Raw genomic sequence first — 18,024 nt, forward strand, 5'->3', positions numbered from 1 at the left:
CCCCCACAAAAAGTAGAGGATATCAAAAATAACCCGGCCAAAAAATTACTTAACCAGCAACCAAAACCCTTTCTTTCACAGGTTGCAACAACTCAGTATAAAGTGAATCCAACTGACTAGCTACACCATCCCAACTAAACTTACTCATCACCCGCATATTAGCAGACTTACCCAATGCTGCACGCCATTCAGGATTTTCTAAAATTCGGTCAATAGCATGACTAAAAGCAGTCACATCCTGGGGTGGTACTAACAAACCAGTATTTTCATTCACCACACTAAACTGAAGTCCACCCACATCACTAGCGATCACTGGTGTTCCACAGGCCATAGCTTCCACTGCAACCAATCCAAAAGGTTCATAGTGACTAGGAACAACGCAAACATCAGCCGCAGCGTAATAAGTGGGAAGAATTTCCTGTTTCAACAAACCAGGGAAGATGGTACATTCGCTCATTCCCAATTCTTTCACAATTCCCTCAATGCGATCGCGTTCTCTACCATCGCTGTTACCTGGTGTGCTTCCTCCACCAATGATTAACTTCAGATTTTTATCACCAAAAAACTTTGACTCCCGCACCGCACGTACCAAAGTTTCTATCCCTTTACGGGGGTCAAATCTTCCCACATATAACACCACCTTAGCATCTGCATCAAATCCCAAAGCTGCTCTTGCAGTGTCCCGATCCACTGAACCAAAGTGTTTAATATTCGTACCACAAGGAATAATATCAATATTTCCTTGTTGGGAAACCAAAGTTCTCATGTGGTGTTTTTCCTGTGGACTTGTGGCCACAATTCTTTCTGCTGTTTCTAATACTTTTCTTTCTACAGCTAGACGTTGACTAGCAACTAAAGGAATATTATCTATAGTGTTGTATTTGATTATTCCTAAAGAATGATATGTATGAACCTGTTTACTGCCTTGAATTTTTTTCAATTGTAAACCAACCCAACTAGATAACCAGTAGTTGGTATGAACCACTTCATATTTAATCCCGTTTTCTTTTTGGAATTTCAATAACTGTTTTACAAATTCTGGCAAATATTGAAAACCATGATCCCGTGGCACAAATTCAACTGGTCCTGCTGTTAAACGAATGGTTCGACAGCGGGGGTTATGTTGAACAATATTGTCTTGATCAGCACTCACTTTCCGGCTAAACATATCAACTTCCCATCCTAGTTGGGATAGTGCTTCACCCACTTGACGGACATATACATTTTGTCCTCCAGCCTCTTCTCTACCAATTTCAATTGCCGGATCACCGTGGACTGAAATCAAAGCTATGCGTTTGTTACTGGTTGAGTTCATAGGTTGTATGCTGCTGATGATCACAAGATAATAAATCGGAAGCTTTCAGTTAGGTGTAAATCACATATAACTGAATTCTTTAGAAAACTTTTATGTAACTTTCATTGTAAATTAAAAATATTTTCCTGTGTTTATTCTTTGGTTAAATTTACCTATTTATTAGATATGAATATTCAATAATATTGATAGATTAAATTCTATTTTTTAAATCTCAATCATTACTAAATACCTATTTTATTAAAATATTTTCACTAAAATATAGTCATCAATTAATAATTAGTTAATGACTTTAGTGGTTATATTTGAGTACCACAAACATATTATTCAAGTATTTGAAAATCGTCGTTTAAACTAGCTGTTGATATTAAAAATTCATGCAAGTTATTAGTAAAGACAATGCCATGAATTTTTTACAGAGGTGATAGGCTTACCAAGCTTTAATGGTAGAACTACTCCTGTAATGAGTGTATTTGCTTATACTATTATTGTGAATTATTTTTTTTTGTTAAATAAGATACGATTTTGTAAAAAAGTTCAATATATTCCTGCTGATAGTTGCCATAAAATTAAGCAGTGCCGATCGCCCAGTATAGTCTGGCTGTCAGCACTGCTTACTACCTCTGTTGTTGTTGGTTGTTTGCACAAAAAACAGTCCACGAGGGCTGATGATTTCCGATCAATTTAGTGACTGTGGCCACTAAAGAACAATGCAAAATTAAAAATCACTGCAACTGATCCTTAATTTCTAGTTCTGCTATATAAAACCTAGACAAAGCTAGACTTTACTTTCTACTTCAATGGGAGCATGGGAGCGGTTATCCCTCGGTAGACTTGCACGCTGTAGCCCAACGCGACTTTCTCAAGTTAAGATTTGGAAACAGACTACCACTATCAATGCTTGGTTTTCGCGTCGGTAATAGTCTTATTCAATACTTGATATACTAGGATTATACATCAAGTTGGGATTTTTCTTAGCTAACTTATGTCAATGTTTGTCAACATAAGTCTATTTTTGACGATAAAATTGTCAACTTAGGACAAGCTCTATTCCTAAACAATTAGTTGGTAGCTTGTGCAGCTAACATCTCTTTGAGTTTTTCTAATTCAGCCGCCCAACGAGGATCTGGACGAATTGCGTCTGAGTCAATATTGCTAGAGCTTTCACGAGATCCACCACCACCACGACGGGACTTTTTAGCACCTTTTTCACGACGACCTTCTTTGTTGGGACTAGGTGTGGGAGTGCTGGTAGGTTTACTACCTTGATCTTCACCTTCGTCACCCTTAGTCCGAGGTAATGCCTTTTCTAGCTTGATAGCAGTGTCTTTGAACAATTGACCATTATACTTTTCAATAATTTGGTCTGCTTGTTCGTCGTTGTTGACTGTCAAAAATCCAAAACCACGACATTTACCTGTTTTCCGATCTTTGATCAATTTGGTGGTGACAGCATCGCCTTCTTCTGCAAATACTGCTTGCAACTCTTGACGATCTATTTCTTCTTTGGGCAAATTACCTATATATAAACGAACAGACATGAACTATACCTCCAGGGTAAAAATGAACTTGTGTTGACAGAGTAAATTGGTTTTGGTTTTTTTTTAGTAGATGTTGTTAATCAACTAAAAATTTCCATCAACCAATTTTATTAATACCAGCCATAAACGCTATAGTTCCAAACTGCAAGCCCTATTTATATCTTGCTGTTTGTTCGCAGGGTATCTCCCCGACAGGACGAACTACAGCGCCCTATATCCCTCAGCTAAAAGCTATTGGGACTAATTCTCTTGAGATATTTAAACTATCATTAATATCTGCATGAATCAATGAATTATTACCTATTTTATATAAATCGGTGCTAATTTTTTGAAGACTAAATGTAAATTGGAAAGGGTAACTTTCATCATACCTAGAAACCCTATTTGGATGTTGGTAACAACTAAAAATTATGTTGGTAAAAAAATCATCAAACAAGGTTTTCATCTCTGATAATTTGGCTTTGTAGCTCCACAACTTCACAACCCATTCCAGGCAGAAAAATACAAATTTGTGTTGATTGTATTTGTCTGCCATAACTAATTTACCATGATGTCTATACAGTATATTATCTCTAATCACAAAAGTACCCATTATATTTTTTATTGTCATTTGAATTTCTGCATAATCTGGATAAATTGATAAAGATAAATATTTATTTTTTTGATGATGATTACATTTTGGCAAGCTTAATTTTCTTAGAGAATTATTTATAAATTGATATTTAGACTTACGTTCCATATATGAATTAGATGCCACCCAAAATTTTGACCTATGAATATATAAAAGTAATGATTTTTTGGCTATTTGCACAGGTAAATTGAGAATGTTTCCTATCATATAACAGTCAGTATAATTGTAGAGGCTTTTGGCAAATAAATACAAAGATTCAATCTCCGGATCATGGGGATTATTGCTTTGGATAATTTGCTTTTCTACTAACTGCATAATGGTATATAAGAATATGCTTACTTATACTAACTAATGACTAAAATCCAGTCAATTCTTTTAAATTCGTTATTGGCAATGATGTTTGCTCTGCTGTGATGTTGATATTTTTTAATATTCATGTTGGTCTATAAATTGGACAATGCTTGCCAATATAGTTGTTGACTATAATCATATTGACTTAAAATAAAACCGCTATGAAGTGCAGCTAATACCATCTTAATCTTCAGAATTATAAGTTTGATAACTCACTATCCACCGCCGTATATCAATAAAATACTCTTAGCTTCTACCTAGAGAATGAAATACCATCTTTTACATTGTTATGGCATTCACCACACAGCTGATCTAGCACTTAAATTTTCGCCGATATAAAGCATTATTACATCATAGCATACAATGAGTTTTTTACGCAAGGGGTAGAATTTCAACAAAAATCATCCTTTAGCTGCTGTTTGAAGATTGGACGATTACGCTGTTGTGCTAGTGAACAAACAGAATTCAGAGATGTAATCTAAAAATATTTGTGCATTTCATGAATAAATGTAACACTCTTAGAAAGAATGTGCAAATTTTGTTGACATTGTTCCAAACTTATCTTTGAGAAAATTTTCCGCAGAATGTATCTAAACTACCCGGTTATAGATTGGGCTGTCAGCATGATGTATGCTCCCCAAGCTTGGGCTACAACGGCTAAAACGGTAGACCAAATGGGATGGGGACTGTTAATAATGTTACCTGTTTGAGTTTCCAATGTTTGGATGTCTATCCAAGGTGTCGCTCCTCGACGTAACCAACCTGTGACTGTAACTTGTCTGCCGATCCATTTTTGAGGATGGGCTGATGGTGATAACCAAGGAATATGATGGAGTTTAACTAAGCCCAGGTTAGTTTGTAAAATCAGGTCTTGGGATAAACTATTGCCGATGCCTGGACGACCTATGAGTTTACCAACTAGGCGGACGCTGATGCTATCAATTGGTAATACTGAAGGATCTATTAATAGTTTCAGTGCTTGCTGGTCATTATGTAAGTTGTGTTGATTAATTTCTGGGAAAAAGCTGTTGATTCTCATTAATGTACCAACGCTAAAGCCAATCATTAAAAATCCTGTGATAAAAGACCAATCATCATAAATCCATTTTAGGTTAACAACATGAGTGGTGTAAGCGGTTTGCCAACTTAACCAAAATAGACCAGCTAAGATAAGTCCGGAAGGAATGCCTAACCAAGGGGCAATTTGTAGTAGAAAGGACTGGGGCTTAACTTGCAATAATTCTGGAGTGATGAAATATAGCTCTGGTTCTAGATGCCAATGACGAGCAATTTGACATAGACGTTGGAGGCGATCGCCCATTAAAGGATGACTACTATTAATAGTAAACCATTGGCGATAAGGATTACTACTTTCCCACATTAAGAATGATTCCCAACGCAGGTTTTCTATCACACTGCCTAAACACAGACTTTGTTTAACATCTACTGGGGCTAAAATATTCACACTTTCTAGTTCCCAGCTGGTTTGTTGTTTTGTCTTGATATCGTCAGCAATACCAATACTAATTTTTAGTAAAGCCCGAATTAAGCCATTAGGATTACCTGTAATTTCCGCAGCATGGCGATCGCTGGCATAAACGCGAAATCGAGAATTTAGTAAGATTATACCAGTAATTAAACACCAAATTCCATAACTTAAATTAGCCACTGCTGTAGTAGTCCAGATCCAGAGGCTATTTTCACTTTTGTTGCCCCAAATTGAGGCTTGTTGATAAAGTTTATAAATGGGTAAAGTGACTAAAAAAGCTAAGGACATAATTCCAAAATCCCAGCGGCGAATTTGTCCTAAAGCTAAACCATAAATAGTGGCTATTTCATCATTATTTAATTGTTCCAAAAGTCCTTGACTGACAACAATTCTGGCTGTACGAGGTAGATTACCATAGGTAAACATCATTGGTGCTGTCATTGGCAAAATCTTTAATTCAGGTATAGGCCAATGTCGCATTTGACAAGTACGTTGTGTGACTCTGACTGCTTCACGACTGTAATTGTACAAATTATCTTTTGCTAAAGGTTTTTGTTGGTAAAATTCAGTCAATATCCAATCTAATAACCACGGTGATAATCCCAGCAGGAATAATAATAAAACTAATATGAATGAACTGGGACTATTATATAAAAATGGCAAGGGGCTAACATAAGGAAATTTGTCTAAAATTTGGTTAGTTAAAATCATTACCGACTCCACCATGGCAACTAACACAGCAAACAAAACCATAAAAGTTGCTAATGCTAGTAGTCGGGAAGAAATAAAATTATATTTACGCAGGGGTTGCCAAACTTTAGCACGTCTAGCTTGTCGCCAATTGATGTTCTTTTTTTCGGTAGTTTTTCCATCTCTAGAAATATTAAATTTGGCATTTGATAAAGCAGTTTGAGATTTAATCTTTCTAGAAATTTTGGCTTGTTGCTGTGTTAACTTAGCGTAATTTGACTTCTTTTGAGATTCTAGGCGTTTTTCACGCTTAATTAAATGATCAAGGGCGCGTTTTGCCCATTCTTGGACTTGGGAATTATCACTTTCAATGAGATTATTACACCAAGCGATCGCCTGATCAGTTTCCCCTGTATGGGCATAAGCCATTACTAAACCAACTTGCGCTTGCAAGCAAGCATTGCTTTGATCCAGAATATTTGCAAGGGGGACAAGTTGAGTAATGGCTGCATAGTAATTTTCCTGTTTAAGGGCAACTAAACCAGCCTCCAAAGCTAATTTTTCAGATGAAGGCATAGACTTATTCTTACTCCAATTTTTTCTCAGTCAGGCACGCTATCTAATTACAACTTCACAAAATAGATGCGAGTTCCCGAATAAATTTATTCAGGAGTTGAAGGAGTCAGAAGGGGCAGAAAGGCCGTTCGCCCGTACAGGAGTCAGAATCACAACAATTGAGCCTATTTTTTATTCCCTCATTTACGAATTACTAGGTTGTTGAGCAGAAAAAACGGGAGCGATCGCACTTAATTTTAACTCTGGATGATCTCCTAGTAACTGTTGACAATTCCACTCATTGCGGAACAATAAAACAGGGCGACCCATGCTATCTTTTACAGTAGTTGTGTTAAATAAACGTCCCACTTTTTCCAAAGCTTCCCAACCACCTTCGACCCATCTCGCTACACTGTAAGGTAAAATATCTAAGATAGTTTCTACACCATATTCATTCTGTAATCTAAACTGCACAACTTCAAATTGCAACTGACCCACAGCAGCTAAAATTGGCTCACGTTTAGCTTCATCAGTGGAATACATAATCTGTACTGCACCCTCTTCTCTTAATTCGGAAACACCTTTTTGAAATTGCTTAAATTTTGATGGGTTGGGATTTCTTAAAGTTGCAAATAGTTCTGGGGAAAAGTAAGGAATTCCCTCATATTCTAGTTTTTGCCCTGTATAAATTGTGTCGCCAATTGCAAAAACGCCGGGATTATTTAACCCAATTACATCTCCCGCATAGGCAACATCAATAGACTCTCGATCTTGGGCAAATAGTTTTTGTGGCCGAGACAGACGCACCGCTTTACCTGTGCGAGCATGATTGACTGTCATATCCTTTTCAAACTTGCCTGTACAAACCCGGACAAAAGCCACCCTATCCCTATGTTTGGGATCCATGTTAGCTTGGAGTTTGAACACAAATCCCGTAAATTCTGGGTAGGTGGGGGGAATTTCTCCCGCAGTGCTGTTATGTGTACCAGGTTTCAGGGCATACTCAAGGAAGTTTTTCAGGAATAGTTCTACACCGAAGTTTGTCATGGCACTACCGAAAAATACGGGTGTCATTTTTCCTTGATGGACTAAATCTAAATCTAGTTCTGCTCCTGCTCCTTCCAATAGTTCTAGCTCATCTTTGAGTTGATGATAAAGTTCTGGTTCTAACAACTCTTCAATTCTGCTATCACCTAGATTCATCACAGTATCAACGGCTTCTTTACTACCGTGGGCGCTACGTTCAAATAAATGAATCTGCTGTTGATGACGGTCAAAAACTCCTTTAAAGCGATCGCCCATCCCTATCGGCCAATTTACAGGATATGTCTGTAAACCTAACTCTTGCTCAATTTCATCTAACAATTCTAACGGTTCTCTCCCCGGACGATCCAATTTATTCACAAAGGTGAAAATAGGAATACCTCTGAGTTTACACACTTCAAACAGTTTCCGGGTTTGGGGTTCTAACCCTTTAGCCGCATCAATCAGCATTACCGCATTATCTGCTGCTGCTAAAGTTCTATAGGTATCTTCACTAAAATCTTGGTGTCCAGGAGTATCTAATAAATTAATTTGACAATTGCGGTAAATAAATTGTAAAACTGTGGAGGTGATAGAAATACCCCGTTGCTGTTCCATCGCCATCCAGTCAGAAGTCGCTTTACGCTGGTCTCTACGAGCTTTTACCGCTCCTGCTTCATGGATAGCACCTCCGTATAATAGTAACTTTTCTGTTAACGTAGTTTTACCAGCGTCAGGGTGAGAAATAATCGCAAAATTGCGACGCTGTTCTACGGCTTGACCTAGTTCTTCTACAAGTTCAGTCGCCATAATTTTTATTTTTATCCAATTCTGGAGTTTTTAAGGTTTTTCTATTTTATAGCTTGATTGGGATCTCACGCAAAGACGCAAAGGCGCAAAGGAAGAGGAAGATAATTTTTTTTGGTGGAGGTTGTTGACAATTTTTTGCGTTTGGGTTATATTGTTATTGTGGGAAACTGTGGGCGCATATATATAGGGTTTAAGGATTTACAAGATTTTTTTGGGAAAGATTGATTTTTGGGAAGTTGAGATTTTCAGATCACCCAACCTGAAAATCCTTACATCCTGGACATTATCTCGACTTCGCGGTAGTTGAGCGTAGTCGAAACTCAATAACCACCTGATGCTGACAAATAAATCAGCGTTCATCTGCGTTTATCCGCGTTCGCCCCTTGACAAAAATCTCAACTTCCATTATTCTAATGTTATAGGTGGAAAAGTGTGCGTCCATATATAACGTATTTTCAAAATCTCAGGTTTTCAAAACACAACTTCCTGAAAAACACACTGCTAAAATTCTAAAAAAAATTCCGCCTTCGGCGGGAAAAGGGAAAAAGAACAAGAGCAAAGGGCAAGAGGAAAAAAGTATAGAGTGCTACCGGAGTCTCCCAACAACGCAGACAACACGAAAACCAATAAAGTTGCTGTGGTAGTCGCGGTAGCTGCCGTAACGACACGCGGAACGGCAGTTCTCAGGAAAGTAGCCCCAGGAACCACCCCGCATCGTCTTTGTATCGCTTTGTCTATTTAAAGCACTACCACCTATGGGCGCGTTTATATAACTATCTTGCCAGCTATCTTCGCACCATTCCCATACATTACCGTGCATATCATACAAACCAAAAGCATTAGGGGGAAAAGTTCCTACATCAGTGGTTTGTTCTCGATATTTACCTTTTGGTGCATCGGCATAGGAATAATTACCATTGTAGTTTACCAAATCTGGGGTAATACTTTCACCAAAATAAAAAGGTGTAGTTGTTCCCGCTCGACAAGCATACTCCCATTGTGCCTCACTAGGCAACTTATAGTTTTTACCTGTTTTTTGGCTTAACTTTTCACAGAATGCCACTGCATCATCCCAACTTACATATTCAACAGGACGTTGGTTGGTGAGCGAAGTCGAACCATCACCTTTGAAACTACCAGGATTATTACCTAAAATAGCTTGATACTGTGCTTGGGTCAAGGGATATTTACCCATAAAGAAACTTTCCAGGGTAACTTGATGTTGTGGACCTTCAGGATTCCATCTTCCGTCTTCATTTTCCGGTGAACCCATCATAAAAGTTCCTGCGGGTATTTCCACCATTTCCAACATCACCCCATTTCCCAAGTCTTCGACAAAATATCTTGCTGACTGGTTGCGTCGTTTAATTATTTCTCCTTTGCGGTTAGTGGTGACAACTTTAAAGTTAAAGGTTTTCAGGTTTAACCTCTCTCCAAACCTCTCTTCTGGTGGGAGAGAAGCTATAATATCCCCATTCTCTTGTAGGGAAGGGGGTTTAGGGGGGTTAGGTTTTTCTATTCCTAAATAACCAAACCACTCTCCCATAGATTGGGGACGTTTTCGATAGTCTAACTCCATCCCCTTCAAAATAGCATCGTTCACCTTTTGACTAATTTGAGAATTATATTTTTGTGGTGGTTCAATGGCCATTTTCAGATCCAACATGATCTTAGCATTGAGATAAGGACTAGGGAGAGGAATATAAGGAGGTTCATCCACCGCGATGATTACATATAATGTTGCAGCAAGGGAATAAATATCTAATGTGGGGGTAAAGTTACTGCGGTTTTCAAATTGTTCTGGTGGTGCAAAAACTGGAGTTTTCGCATTTGTTAAACTCATGGTTTCGGCAAAATTGACTTCCCGCGCTAACCCAAAATCTATTAATATCGCTTTTTTGTCAGATTCTCGCAGTAAAATATTGGCAGGTTTAATATCTCGATGTAGATAATTTTTACTATGAATATAATCTAAAGCTGTGCCAATTTCTTCGATAATCTTTAAACCATCACTTTCACTGAAAGTTCCCTGACTTCCTATATATTTTTGTAAATTTCTTCCTTGTACATATTCCATCACCATACAAGATAAAACTGCATCTTGAATTTTTTCTTGGAACAGTTCTGGATAGACTTTCACAATGTGGGGATGGTCAAAGGTCGCTAACACCATCGCTTCGGTGTTAAATTTGTCTTGTTCCTCAGCGAAAAATTCTGCAAAACCTTCACTATTTCCATTTTTGTCTCGATAACGTTGTTGCAGAGAAAAGACGTTGAGACTTTTAATAGCTACTTGGGTTTTGCGTTTATCATCTTTTGCAAGATAGGTGACACCAAACCCTCCTTGTCCCAGAATTTCAATTATTTCATATTGTCCGCGTTTAATTTTTTGTCCTGGGTTAAAGTACACCATCTTTAACTCGCTCAGTAATAATATGAGTTTTTATCAAACCCACTGTAGTATTGTAGGGTGTGTTAAAACGAAGTTTGTAACGCACCAAAATCTTGATAATGGTGCGTTACGCTATTGCTAACGCACCCTACGTATATTTTTAGAAATAAAACCGGATTCCTATATAAGTTTATATCAAACCCACTGTAGCATTATTTGTCAGCGTTAGGATTTGAGAATTTACAAGATTGTTGTTAACAACATTAAAAATTATTCGCGTCTGTAGGTTCAAAACTCAAACTTCTGAAAAAACAAACCTGAATTTTTCAAAACCCGTTATATATGGGCGCACCTTTTCCACCCATAACATATACTATAAAATAGTTTTTTCGACTTGTCAAGCCTAAACAAAAATTTCCGTAAAACGAAAAAGGGTTTAGCACTGCTAAACCCCTACAGTATCTTTAATTGAGAAGATTCTACAGACTTTGGAAATACTTATCTAAAGCCTCATGTACTAACTCAGTCATGGGTTTACCTTGCTGTTCTGCGGTTTCCTTGAGTTGGGAATAAACGTCATCCCGCAGACTTACCCGATGGCGTGATTTTCCGCTGCTGGTTGGTGTTCCAGGGGTGTAGGTGTCAGAAAATTCGCGGATAGCATCAAAACCTACTCTGTCGCAAAAATCACCGAATTTCTCTTTACCTTTGCGAAACTTCTTAAAATAGATGAAAATTGGTTCTAAAAAGCTTTCGATGTCGTTGTGATGCAGTTTTTCAATGATTGGTCTAGCTAATCTGGTTTGGTCTGGTGAACCACCTAACCAGATTTGATAAGATTCTGGTGCGCTACCAACAAACCCTAATTCTGCCATATAAGGACGAGCGCAACCATTAGGGCAACCAGTCATCCTTACCACAAAATGTTCTTTTTGTAAACCCACTTTATCTAATAAAGCTCTGATTCTTTCTAAAATACCAGGTATTGCCCGTTCTGATTCTGTGATTGCTAAACCACAAGTTGGTAAAGCGGGACAAGCCATAGCATAGCGGGTTAAAGCAGGAATTTGATCAGGGTCAGCAATGACACCACACTGATCTAAAATTGTTTGAATTGCTTCTTTATCTGCTGGGGAAATTTCGTAGAAAATTAGATTGTGGTTAGGTGTGAGACGAATAGGTAAATTAAATTGTTCAACTATTAACCTTAAAGCGGTTTTGAGCTTAAATTCACCTTCATCTTTGACTCGACCATTATCTATAGAAATACCCAAAAAGAGTTTACCGTCTCCTTGTTCATTCCAACCTAGATAGTCCTGATATTTGAATTTGGGTAATTCTTTAAATGGTTCGACAGATTTACCAAAGTATTCTTCTACTTGGGTGCGGAATTTTTCTACACCCCAATCATTGATTAAATATTTTAATCTAGCGTGTCTGCGATTGGTGCGATCGCCATAATCTCTTTGAGTAGCAACTATGGCTTTAACAATATCATAAACATCTTCTTTTGTAACATAACCAATAGGATCAGCAGCGCGAGCAAAGGTTTCTTCTTTGTTGTGAGTTCTTCCCAAACCACCACCAGCAAGAACATTAAAACCTTGTAATTCTCCCTTTTTATTAGTAATGACTACTAACGTTAAATCCTGGGTATACAAATCAACAGAATTATCACCGGGAACTGTCACGCAAATTTTAAACTTACGTGGCATATAATGAGTGCCATAAATTGGTTCTACGGAATCATGGACAATTGTCCCAGTTCCGTTTTTTTCCCTAGCTGCTTTTACCTCTGGGTGTTCTTCAGCACTAATCGCTTTTTCCCCATCCAACCAGATTTCATAATAAGCACCGGTTTGAGGTGAGAGCAAATCAGCGACATTTTGGGCATATTCCCAAGCATACTGATATTCTGGGCGATTTTTGAAGGGTGCAGCGGGTGCCATAACGTTACGGTTAATGTCACCACAAGCGCCTAAAGTAGAACCAAGATTTTGAACAATTGTAGAGATAGCTGTTTTCAGATTCTTTTTCAAAATCCCGTGTAACTGAAAACCTTGGCGGGTGGTAACTCGTAAAGTATGATTACCGTATTCATCAGCTAATTTATCCAAGGCCAAATATAGCTGTGGTGGTATTAACCCCCCAGGGTTTCTTGTCCGCAGCATCATTTGATAATCTTTTTCCTGTCCTTTGACGCGATTATCACGGTTATCCTGTTGATAAGACCCATGAAATTTGAGAATCTGAATCGCATCTTCACTAAAATGAGTTGTATCCTCAAGAATTTCTGTCGCTACAGGTTCAAGCAAAAAATTACTATTTTCTTTGATACCTTCGACTTTGGAAGGTGGCCGATTACTAACGGGAGCAGGAGCAGTGTTAACCATTACAGTAGTATGTTTCTCAATAGGGTAAATGCAGTAGTAAAAGCCGAATTCGGAGTTTATTAATATCGGTTCATTTATTACAACACCAAAAATCCGGTCGGAATTATGAATAATAACCTAATTTTAACACAGTGAAAAGCCGGCTTCATAAGTGATTTAACACTTAACAGAACCAGCATTTTTAGTATTTTATAGCTTTTAAGCAATACACAAATTTTTTATATTTATCTGTTGACATATCGGCTAAACTGTGTAGTTTGTCAACAGATACTGATTAGTCATTGGTCATTGGTCATTAGTTATTTGTACTCAATCACCAATCACTTATCTAAAGCGATAACCGATACCACCATTGATGCTGACAGCGGAAGCGGGACTATTTTGATAAGCTTTGAGTCCAACTTTAGCATTTGTGTAAACTAGGAAGTTTTTAGTAACTTCTGATTCCACACCAGCACCAACAACTACGGAATCTCTATTACCCAAGGGAGTTGGTTTACCATCAGATTCGACAAAAGAGTAACCACCAGTAATGAAAGCATTGGTTCTATTAGCGATGGGAACATCTACGGAAACTTCAGGAATAATTGCGGTTGTTTCATCACTCCACAGGACGTTACCCCGTGCCGAAAAAGGAGTATTTCCTATTTTTACACGTCCAGTGATATTACCACCCAAGGTGGCAGCATCACCGTTTTGTCCACCATTGGTAACACCAGCAGCGACACCAGCGCCGATATAACTAGCATCTGTTCCTTTTTGAGTTTCTGCCGCAGCTTTACCAGCAGAAAGAAATATAGGAGCAATTACTAAGGAAGATAAAGCAGAAATTGTGACTAAAGATTTGAGAAGGCGTTTCATATTGTTCACCATATATCAGAAGTTTTACTGTTAAATGCTCTGTCGAGGATCAGTTAAAAATGTTCCAGTTGATTTTTAATTTTACTAAAATCCTTGTTAGTATTGATGCAATATATTTAAGGTTTTGGATATTTAGTAAATTTTTGAATCAGTAATTATAATTACACATATATCTTTGATGATTCCAGATGGCAAATTGAGATTTTGAAAGTTTAACTCTATCGAAAATTATGGTGACTGCAAAGCAGGTGTTATCAGGTTTAATGGGCGTATGTGTGGGAGATGCTCTTGGTGTACCAGTGGAATTTACTAGCCGTGTTGATCGTACCCTTTCCCCAGTCACATCCATGCAAGGTGGTGGTACATGGTGTCAACCTCCAGGAACTTGGTCTGACGACAGTTCACTAACTTTGTGTTTAGCAGCATCTCTGTGTGAGGGATTTTCCTTAGATGCGATCGCCCATTCCTTTTATCGTTGGTATAGTGAGGGTTATTGGGGCGCTCATGGGGAAGTGTTTGATATTGGTAACACTACCTTAGAAGCTATCATGAATTGGCACAAGGGAGCATCACCGGAAACAGCTGGTGGTAGCCAGGAATATAACAATGGTAATGGTTCGTTAATGCGAATTTTACCGATGGCTTATTTTTATCAGGCTGGGAATTTTCAGGAGTTGATAGAAAAGGTACACCAAGTTTCCTGTATTACTCATGGTCATCTGCGATCGCAAATGGCTTGTGGAATTTATATTAGTATTGCCATAGAGTTACTTACAGGTTTTGAGCCGAATGTGGCTTATCTGCAAGGATTAGAAAAGATTAATGCACTATATTCTAGTGGTGAATATGCCTTAGAAAAACCTTCTTTTGACAGAGTTTTCAGCGGTGAAATTGCTCAAATACCTATTGAAGAGATTAACTCTAGTGGTTACGTTGTTGATACCTTGGAGGCATCATTATGGTGTTTGTTAAATAGTTCCTCCTACGCCCAAGCGGTACTAAAAGCAGTTAACTTAGGCGGAGATACGGATACTACTGGGGCTGTCACTGGTGGTTTAGCCGGAATTTACTACGGTTGGGAAAGCATTCCCAATGAATGGCTCGAACAAATCGCCCGCAAACAAGACATTATGGATTTAGCTAGTAGGTTGTCATTAGTCATTAGTTAACTGTCACCTGTCACCTGTCACCTGTCACCTATCAACTGTCAACTGTCAAATTAAACCAAAGACAAAGAGTAGACTTGACCATCAATTAATAGCCTAGTTATACCCTTAGCTTGGAGATGGTTACTAGCCTTGTGCAGCATCCTACTATCAGGGACTTTAATCACGCGATCGCGCTTAGTAGAAAAGCGTTTAGCAACTCGATGATTATCAAAGATAGGTAGAGTTTTTTGCTGGGTTTCAATCACAGGAATAGGGCCCAAATCACCGAAATCCTTGAGAGGTCTAGTAATTAATTCCGCAGAACGGTCAATCACCAAATAACAAGTTTTGGGCAAATGTGCCACCGACAATGGTAAAACCTGAACCGGAGCTTCTCCGGGTCTACGATTTGTGAATAGAGGAGTAGGTTCTTCAAAATCGTCGTCGTCAAACTCTTCCTCATCATCATACAAATCATCATCCAAATCATCCAAATCATCAGATTCATTGAGTAAATCGTCATCAAACATATCGTCAATAACTTTACCCGCTGGGGTTTCATCATCAATGACTTTTTTGTTAATCCGAGGAACTTCTGATAGTTTGGGTTTAGGAGTTTCTACCTCCTTAATTACTTCCCTAATTATGGGTAGATCAGGTTTTTCCGTAGCGGAAGAACGGGTTTTTACCCTTCTAATTGCCGGAATTTGGCGTTGTTCCTCCTCTTGAGTTTGATCCTCTTGAGGTTGAGGAGTTTCTGTAAGAGGTGATTTGCTCTCTTCCAGCTTGAGCAAAACTGGGGAAGGCTGATCATTGGTTTCTGGTGATGTATCTGTCTGTCCACTCAACAGTGGTAGATCATCATAGTTGACCTGCGCTCTGCCTTCAGGGGTTCTAGCAGCACGTTTTAAAGAAACAAGATATTCGTAATCTTCTTCTGGTAAGGTACTTTTGAGTAACCTGCTAATTGTTGAGTTACTTACTCCATAGCGTTCTGCCAAAGTCGAGGTGGTTTCGGCAGTTTCTCTATATAACTTGAGAATTTCTTGTTTGTCAGAATCTGTTAATTTTCTCACGGTAGACACCAAATTGATTAAGTTCGTTTGCGTCCACTGGTACGCCGTTTAAGGCTCATTGATGCTTCGTATTCCAGAGCAGCACCCATACCAAATAACACTCCGCTAAATATCCAGAATACTTCTAGTATGTCTCCACTTTCGTAATTTGCAATAGAGTTAGTGGCATATTTAAACCACATATCTGCAATGTAGAGGCAAAATGCAGCGGCTGCAATCATTCTCCAGGAAAGGGAAACTTTTCCTCCCCAAAACGCTAATAACATAATTGTAGCGATAATTAACAGCAGCACATCACTGACTATGTAAAACCAATCTACTGCTATTTTTACTTTGAGCAATAAAGGATCTAATTCTGGTGAAGGGGCTGGATTTTGCTGGGCAATAAACCAGGCAATCAGAATTCCCACAACTCCAATTGCAAACACAATCAACCATTGCCAGATTTCCAAAGTAATCCGTCGGGAGAACAAGGCTAGGGACATACCTATACCCAGAAGCAGATAATTGAGGACATAAAACGCATCAGCAAAAGATATATCTGCTTCTTGTTTTTGAATTAGTTCTGTGTAGCCAAACACTAGACCACCTATAAAATAAGCAGACATTCCCAAACCAATAAATAGCCAAACCTTGCGATTACTGATAATTTGGGTACTTTGCCAATTTCGCCAGCAGAGAACAGCTGCACTTAAAAACGCAAGGATTTCAAAAATGTATGTTCCCACCGAGTACCAGGTTTCACGAATTTCTTTACCACTAGCAGGATCAAGAGTTTTGGCACTGAACAACAAAAAGTATAACAGGGCTAACACTGCCCAGCTAATGCCCATCAAAACTATCCTTTGTGTTGTGAAAAAAGGTTGGGCTTTGTACGTAGTGTCGTATGAATTAGTCATAGGTTTTCACCAGGTAAATGCACTGTAGCTGTATTTTGAGTTAATCAATCAATGTCGTATGTAATAGTTGATAAATCAGGCAGTATTTGATTCTAAAACAACGATTAGTAGCTGTAAAATATTTATTCGCAACTACTGAGAGTGAATTTTTGAATACCAAATAGTTACCGTAATATCCATACTAATGCCAAAGTTTACCGAGTGGAGACTGATTTAACCAAGCGAGAAAAACTAAGAGTTCATCATCTTCCATGTCTTGTAGCCTGTCCTCTAATTGATGTGCAAAGTTTGTGTCACCAAAATATATTTTTCCTAGCTTGTGCAGTTCTTCCAGGAGAATAATGACATGAGTTTCTTGCCAAGTAGGCAGTTTTGGCATTTGTGAAGGTTCAACGGTGATTAAAGCTTTTGCTGACTCTGGGGAAGATACTTGGGGAAATTGTTTTTGCTGTAGTACCCCAGTAATATCTTTCTCAAATAACTTGACTTGGCGATTACCTAGTAAATCTTCAATATCCATGTAAACTGCTTGTAACAACAAGATACTCGCTAAGGTCAGTATTTCAGCACTACTATGGCTACCCGTATCCGTACCTAACTGTTCCAAGCGGATTTTTCCCCAAACGCTAAAGCGTTCTGGTTCTTCTAGTAAAACACAGGCTTTACCTCGATTATCGGTAAGGGATCTCCATAGTGCTTTTGCTTCTACTTCTTGACTAGCTTTGAAAACACTTACTAAGCGAAAGGTTTGCCCCTGATAACTGAGGATCGGCACCTGCTGATCCCTCGTTGGGTGCTGAACAGTAGATATTTCAACATCCTGACGTTTAAGAATAAACATGGTACTTGCAAC

12 protein-coding genes are annotated in these 18,024 nt (G+C 38.4%); 1 reads left to right on the forward strand and 11 read right to left on the reverse strand.

Annotation, left to right across the window (positions count from 1 at the left end):
- Window positions 1-49: 49 nt before the first annotated feature.
- The 8 genes from WJM97_RS16145 to WJM97_RS16180 all read right to left on the reverse strand — a co-directional run bounded on the left by WJM97_RS16145 (window position 50) and on the right by WJM97_RS16180 (window position 14,048).
- Window positions 50-1,315, reverse strand: a complete 1,266-nt coding sequence (locus WJM97_RS16145; RefSeq protein ID WP_353929808.1) for a glycosyltransferase family 1 protein — start codon at window positions 1,313-1,315, stop codon at window positions 50-52.
- Window positions 1,316-2,373: 1,058 nt separating this feature from the next.
- The gene (locus WJM97_RS16150) at window positions 2,374-2,853 is read right to left on the reverse strand and encodes an RNA-binding protein (protein ID WP_353929809.1); all 480 of its coding nucleotides are present in this window, start codon (window positions 2,851-2,853) and stop codon (window positions 2,374-2,376) included.
- Between the two features lie 220 nt (window positions 2,854-3,073).
- On the reverse strand, window positions 3,074-3,799 hold the full coding sequence (locus WJM97_RS16155) for a hypothetical protein (protein WP_353929810.1): 726 nt from the start codon (window positions 3,797-3,799) through the stop codon (window positions 3,074-3,076).
- A 631-nt stretch (window positions 3,800-4,430) separates the two neighbouring features.
- Window positions 4,431-6,590 carry a M48 family metalloprotease gene (locus WJM97_RS16160; protein WP_353929811.1) on the reverse strand — a complete coding sequence of 720 codons (2,160 nt, stop codon included), beginning with the start codon at window positions 6,588-6,590 and terminating at the stop codon, window positions 4,431-4,433.
- Between the two features lie 183 nt (window positions 6,591-6,773).
- Window positions 6,774-8,402: a peptide chain release factor 3 gene (gene prfC, locus WJM97_RS16165; protein ID WP_353929812.1), complete on the reverse strand. Its 1,629-nt coding sequence runs from the start codon at window positions 8,400-8,402 to the stop codon at window positions 6,774-6,776.
- A 586-nt stretch (window positions 8,403-8,988) separates the two neighbouring features.
- A complete protein-coding gene (locus WJM97_RS16170; RefSeq protein ID WP_353929813.1) occupies window positions 8,989-10,815 on the reverse strand; it encodes a bifunctional serine/threonine-protein kinase/formylglycine-generating enzyme family protein in 1,827 nt (608 codons plus the stop codon).
- 458 nt (window positions 10,816-11,273) lie between these two features.
- The gene (gene sir / locus WJM97_RS16175; RefSeq protein ID WP_353929814.1) at window positions 11,274-13,187 is read right to left on the reverse strand and encodes a sulfite reductase, ferredoxin dependent; all 1,914 of its coding nucleotides are present in this window, start codon (window positions 13,185-13,187) and stop codon (window positions 11,274-11,276) included.
- 324 nt (window positions 13,188-13,511) lie between these two features.
- Window positions 13,512-14,048: a hypothetical protein gene (locus tag WJM97_RS16180; RefSeq protein WP_353929815.1), complete on the reverse strand. Its 537-nt coding sequence runs from the start codon at window positions 14,046-14,048 to the stop codon at window positions 13,512-13,514.
- 230 nt (window positions 14,049-14,278) lie between these two features.
- On the opposite strand from WJM97_RS16180, the gene WJM97_RS16185 reads away from it, so the two are divergent.
- A complete protein-coding gene (locus WJM97_RS16185) occupies window positions 14,279-15,217 on the forward strand; it encodes an ADP-ribosylglycohydrolase family protein (RefSeq protein WP_353929816.1) in 939 nt (312 codons plus the stop codon).
- Window positions 15,218-15,267: 50 nt separating this feature from the next.
- On the opposite strand, the gene WJM97_RS16190 is transcribed toward WJM97_RS16185, so the two are convergent.
- The 3 genes from WJM97_RS16190 to WJM97_RS16200 all read right to left on the reverse strand — a co-directional run bounded on the left by WJM97_RS16190 (window position 15,268) and on the right by WJM97_RS16200 (window position 18,012).
- Entirely contained in the window at window positions 15,268-16,272 is a 1,005-nt protein-coding gene (locus WJM97_RS16190; RefSeq protein ID WP_353929817.1) for a transposase, read from the reverse strand.
- A 17-nt stretch (window positions 16,273-16,289) separates the two neighbouring features.
- Window positions 16,290-17,171, reverse strand: coding sequence for a hypothetical protein (locus WJM97_RS16195; protein ID WP_353929818.1), 882 nt, complete (start codon window positions 17,169-17,171; stop codon window positions 16,290-16,292).
- 181 nt (window positions 17,172-17,352) lie between these two features.
- Window positions 17,353-18,012 (reverse strand): Npun_F0813 family protein, encoded by a 660-nt coding sequence (locus WJM97_RS16200; protein ID WP_353929819.1) that lies wholly within the window; start codon window positions 18,010-18,012, stop codon window positions 17,353-17,355.
- Between the last annotated feature and the right edge of the window lie 12 nt (window positions 18,013-18,024).

Source organism: Okeanomitos corallinicola TIOX110 (assembly GCF_038050375.1).
Classification (GTDB): Bacteria; Cyanobacteriota; Cyanobacteriia; order Cyanobacteriales; family Nostocaceae; genus Okeanomitos; species Okeanomitos corallinicola.